Source organism: Vibrio sp. 10N.222.46.A1 (assembly GCF_041473595.1).
Classification (GTDB): Bacteria; Pseudomonadota; Gammaproteobacteria; order Enterobacterales; family Vibrionaceae; genus Vibrio; species Vibrio tasmaniensis_A.
Window position 1 is genome coordinate 1 of the sequence record NZ_JBFRSN010000152.1, and the last position, 4887, is coordinate 4887.

4 protein-coding genes are annotated in these 4887 nt (G+C 46.0%); all 4 read right to left on the reverse strand.

Annotation, left to right across the window (positions count from 1 at the left end; genetic code table 11):
• A partial coding sequence (locus tag AB4496_RS05440; RefSeq protein WP_372130670.1) for a biotin/lipoyl-binding protein occupies positions 1 to 495 on the reverse strand: 495 nt, incomplete at its 3' end.
• Positions 488 to 2740, reverse strand: a complete 2253-nt coding sequence (locus AB4496_RS05445) for an ABC transporter transmembrane domain-containing protein (protein ID WP_009845530.1) — start codon at positions 2738 to 2740, stop codon at positions 488 to 490. The genes AB4496_RS05445 and AB4496_RS05440, both read right to left, overlap by 8 nt.
• The gene (locus AB4496_RS05450) at positions 2737 to 4383 is read right to left on the reverse strand and encodes an ABC transporter ATP-binding protein (protein WP_102258132.1); all 1647 of its coding nucleotides are present in this window, start codon (positions 4381 to 4383) and stop codon (positions 2737 to 2739) included. The genes AB4496_RS05445 and AB4496_RS05450 overlap by 4 nt, the downstream gene beginning before the upstream one ends.
• Positions 4384 to 4561: 178 nt before the next feature.
• Positions 4562 to 4887 (reverse strand): CatB-related O-acetyltransferase (locus AB4496_RS05455; protein WP_372130672.1); only part of this gene is annotated, 326 nt, incomplete at its 5' end.

The window sequence follows — 4887 nt, forward strand, 5'->3', positions numbered from 1 at the left end:
CTCAAGCACCACACGCTTTTGGAAGTAGAGGGCTTTTTGCGCGTTCAGCTGCGCTTTTTGTTGGCTGACGATCTCTGGGTAATCGACCTCAAACTCAGCAAGGTTAGGCTCACGTTGCTCAAGCAGCGCATTCATACGTTCCACACTGGCTAGAAGCGTCACTTGTTGGGACTTTAGCTCTTCAAGGGCGGTACGCTGGAAAGTGGCATCAAACTCAACAAGCGGCTGGCCTTTCTCAACCAACTGCCCTTCTTTAACGAGAATTTGCTTTAACTTACCGCCAATCGCGCTTTGTAATACTTGCTTCTCGCCTTCTGGAATCACAGCACCTTTGGCTTTGGCGATTTCATCAACTTGAGTGACTACAGACCAAGTGGCAAAAGCAATAACACATAAGGCAACCGACCATGTGGCCAGCGCCAATGTACGAGCCGTATTTTGTGATTCAACAAGTTCACCGTAGCGCTTGCCCTTCTCGATAGATTGTTTAGTCATTAGCGACTCCTTGCTTAGACTTTGATTGTTCTTGTTGGGCTGCATTTTGTTGAGCAGACGCCTCTTGAGTTGACGGCTGTAGCTCTTGAGATAACGGTTGCTCAGATAACTGCGGTTCTTGAGAAGCTTGAGGCTCTGAAGGCTGTTCCTGCTTCAAAGACTGCTCCGGCTCTAATGGACCGGCATAAACCACTGCACCTTCATTTAATACCACCACTTTATCGGCAAGCTTGATTAAATCCGGATCGTGGGACGTGTAAATCACCGTTGCTTTTCCTTTTTTCGACTGCACAAACTCACCAAATATACGTTTAGCATTTGGGTGAGCATCAGGCACAGGATTATCCATTAAGAACATTGGGTAGTCATAAACCAGCGCTTTTGCATCAATGAGGATCTGCGCGACGCTGCCAGACAACATGTCAAAAAGGCTGTCCGGCTGAATACTGCTGATGGAAGTATCGAGCCCACCTGATAATGTCTCGAACCAACGCTTTCCGCCCACCATTTCAATTGCAGATATCATTTTCTTATCTTCGACTTTGTGACCGTCGTTTAGCCACTCTCGAATACTCAGCGTAAGCAAATCAGGATATGCGGCTCGAATGAAACACCAGTGGCGATAAAGCTGCGGATCATATTGAACGAGGTTAACGCCTTCAAGCTCGACCATACCGTTTTGGATAGGCTGCAAGCCAGACAGCACTTCAATTAATGTTGATTTACCGCTCCCAGAAGGGCCGGTAATCGCGACAATTTCACCGGCTTCAATATCAAAACTCACACCATTCAAGGCCGGGCGACTCTGTTTGGGATAGCGCAGCGTCACTTGGTCTAATTTCAAGTTAGGCGCTACCACGGGTAACGGGTGATGCTGGTAACTGAATTCACGCTCAGACGGCTGAGACAAAATACGGTTCACTTGCAGCTTGGATTGATTAAAGCTATTAAAACGCATCGCACTGTTTGCCAACACCTGAGCTGGGCCAGTCACCTTAGATATCAACATCATTGAAGCAATCAAACCACCAGGGGTCATCACTTGTTCAAAAATAAGTCCTATACCTAACCCCATCACGGCGAGTGTCGATCCCACACCAATAAAATAGTAAATCGAGGTGTACCGGCTCTGGAGAACCGATTGATTAAAGGTCACTGTTGAAGCAAGAAGATTGGCTTTTTTGAAACGTTGAATCCAGTGCTCTGAGAACCCAGCACTGCGAATAAAGGCAAGCTTGGATGACAGCTCATTAGTCATGTTTTGACGATTCGTACCTGCCACTGTCGATTGCATAGAGCGCTTGCTGCTAGAGCGTATCGAGCGTTTTGCTAGCAAGTAATAAAGGATTAAAGAGACGACTGGAACCAGTACCAACCACCCGCCTAAAACACCTATCGCAAGTACAAAAATAAGAATGAATGGTAGGTCAAATAACGCATTTCCTAATGGCCCCGATAGCACACCTGAAATACGCTCTGACAACATCACTTGGTTTTGCTGACTAGAAGAAGCTGTTTGCTGATTTTGAGCATAGCTATTACGAAGCAGACGCTGCACGAGGGATTGAGAAATCTCACGACTTACTCGGTTGGAAACTGAAGCAAACACTCGGCTACGTAATGTTCTCAACCAACCCATCATCACAAACAACAACGCCGCGCCAATGGCGATACCTTGCAACTCATGCCCTGCATCACCACCAATCACATGGTCATAAATCGACATCGTGATGAAGGGAACAGCAAGCGCAAATAAGTTAGTGATAAAGCTGACTAGCAGCAATTTAGGAATAATGGGGCGAAACGCATGTAGTCGTTCGCCAACCCAATCAGGAGAAGCCTTCTCTAGTGGTGGACCTTCGATAACAATACAAAACTGAGGGACATCGGTAATGTCGTCATTGGCATTAAAGGCAACAAATTGCTTGGATTCTAAATGACCAGAGACCAGCTCATGTTCACCAAGTACCAGTAAGACCAATTTATGTTCACCAACTTCATCTAGGTTGGCAACCAAGCGATAAGGCAGTGCAAGCCTGTCGAACAAGGCAAACATATCGTCGATTGATTCAATGCCATTTTCATCGACCCATTGATGTGCGAACAACTGGATATTAGCATTAACTTCCAATTGCTTAAGAACGGAAAGGCTCTCGGTTTCTAAATGATTCATCACCTCTTGTCGACCGCTGGTATCTGCACGGTTGTTCGTACCTGAAGGGTTACCAATATCTAAACGATTCATACGACGGCCTCCTGATTGCTCTCGCTGTCGACCGTAATAGCTCGACTTTCCACTGTAATGATTCGATTGGCCAATTCGCGAAGTTTAGAATGGTAGCTCACCATCAGTATCGTCCGTCCTGCCGCCACTTCTTCTTCCAACACCTTCGCTAGGTTTCCAAGGGCATCTAAATCAAGCGAGGAATCTGGCCTTTCTAACATGATAATGGGCTTATCACTTGCCAGTTGAGTCGCGATATTGAGCATTTTCACGTTACCCATACTCAGCAGAGACGCACTCGTATGGCCAATTTGTGTCTCTAGTCCATCGGGTAATCGAGTGATTTCCTTGATTAAACCCAAACGCTTTGCATAGTCACTGGCGCTTTGTGTTTTCTCAGGGTCAAAGCCACACAAGTTGTCGAGAATAGTACCCGACACCAACTGCCCTTTAACGCCACAGTAGGCCGCAATATTGGTTACGGATGCGATTGAAACTGCAGCTCCATTAATGAAGCACTCCCCCGCTTTTAGATCATCAATACCTGCAATCGACGACAATAAATGACTGTTGGTGTGGCGATCCTCACTCTCTAACAATACCAATTCACCTTTATTCAATGTGACATCCGCATGAGCGAGTTCACCGTATCTTTCAACGGTCGCTTGCTTGATTTCCAACACCTCAAAGTCAGATAAGTGGTTCTCAGCTTGCTCAGAATCTGAAGATTCCGATAGTGACAAGTCACTCAATTTTTCTATTGCCTGATTGGCACTGTGTATTGAATTAAGCTTGATTCGAACTCCCACTAAAGCACTTAAAGGTGCAACCGCTCTGCCCGATAAGATAGAACATGCCGCCAATCCACCTGTGGTTAACTGGCCATCCAACACCCATAAGCTGCCCGTGATCACCAGTAAAACTGACGTAGCTAGTGCAGCAAGCTGAATACATTCTTGGGCGAAAGCGTTCTGTTCTTCTTCTCTCGCTTTAGACTGAGAGCGAACATTATTGAGGGATTTAAACTGATTAAAGATTCGAGACTCAACGGCCTGGCGTTTGATTCCCTGAATGGTTTGGCTTAGCAAAATCAAAAACGCTTTTCGCTCCTGCTCATCTTGGGAAGCCTCTTCACTCAAGCTTTTAACACGAATAGAAGATAACCAAACGATTCCAAGAGTAATCAGCCAAACTGCCAAAGGTATCGCCACCAGCTCACCGCCGATGTAAGCCACCAAGCCCAAGAAGATCAAGGCAAAAGGCAAATCAATAAAGCCTGCAATCACACCACCGGAATACCAATCTTTGACTTTTGATACTGAGCCCAGCCCCTCTTCCACGCCGCCAACACCAATGTGGCGAAGATGTCCTGATGAAGCCGTTGTTACTCTTTCAACCAAGGTTTGATAGGTCGCTTTCTCGGTATTGCTGGCCGCGGCTGACAAAAGCCAAGTACGCACAAACCGGATCAATGCTTCCATGGCAACAGCCAACGCTGCACCCGCCAACAACAAAGTGGCAGTACCGTAACTTTGGTTAGGTAAAATACGATCGTAAATTTGTAAAACCGTTAACGGAACGGCGAGAGAGAGAAGATTTATGAGTAAAGAAGGCAGTAGGACTTTCCCCACCACCCCTTTGTTTTTCATTGAACTTGCGGGCATACACAATCCTTATCCATGCTTATGAAATAAGATTGGTACACCATGTTGAGTATTGCAAGGTAACGGACTGATTTAACGTGTTTTTCAATATAAATATGACACAGATCTTTCTACACAAATCTGTGGCTATACCCGTACCTTAAAAACGCACCTTACAAATGCTCGTTACAAGCGCTCCTTACAAACAATTGTCGTAATCCGTTATCGCCTGCTTTAACTTTGAAAAGTCTGAGTTACATAAATGCTTCCTCAACGCTTCAAACTTCTCTTCTGGCCACTCGTATATTTTGAATGAAATGAGTTCGTCAATAACGGACTCATCAAAGCGGTATTTGACGACTTTAGCTGGAGAACCACCGACAATGCTGTAGGGAGCGACGTCTTTTGTCACAACACTGTTCGCTGCAACCACAGCGCCTTCGCCAATCGTCACACCGGGCATCACCATCGCTCGCATGCCTAACCACACCCCATCTTCAATGTGAGTATCGCCTTTGCCAATGT

Excerpts from the sequence above, each read along its gene's own strand:
- AB4496_RS05445 (WP_009845530.1), bottom strand. The coding sequence starts at position 2,740 with ATGAATCGTTTAGATATTGGTAACCCTTCAGGTACGAACAACCGTGCA.
- AB4496_RS05450 (WP_102258132.1), bottom strand. The coding sequence starts at position 4,383 with ATGCCCGCAAGTTCAATGAAAAACAAAGGGGTGGTGGGGAAAGTCCTA.